The organism is Plesiomonas sp. ZOR0011 (assembly GCF_000800945.1).
GTDB lineage: Bacteria > Pseudomonadota > Gammaproteobacteria > Enterobacterales > CAMTGL01 > Plesiomonas > Plesiomonas shigelloides.
Genome location: NZ_JRKB01000130.1, coordinates 1 through 278, shown reverse-complemented (window position 1 = coordinate 278; position 278 = coordinate 1). Strand labels below are relative to the sequence as shown.

Genomic DNA, 278 nt, shown 5'->3' with positions numbered 1-278 from the left:
ACTTCTTCTCCACCATTCTGACTGATGCCACCATCGTGGATATCGATTGCCAGATGCCACATTGCCAAGACCCATCTAAATCTGATTTTACCCAGCTGATTCAAGTCTCTTTGGCTTATCGCAAGATTGACTGGGAACACTCTGTTGCAGGCACTTCCGGTGCTGATGACTGGCGTGCACCAATCGAAGCTTAATCCGCTGAACGGATAGATAAAAACTGAACCTGCTTCGGTAACGGAGCGGGTCTTTGCTGTTTTGTTATCTCTACCCCGATGACG

1 pseudogene is annotated in these 278 nt (G+C 48.2%); it reads left to right on the top strand.

Annotated elements, in window-relative coordinates:
• Nucleotides 1-194 (top strand): annotated as a pseudogene (locus L975_RS17000) (type VI secretion system tube protein Hcp); the annotation flags it as partial.
• Between the last annotated feature and the right edge of the window lie 84 nt (nucleotides 195-278).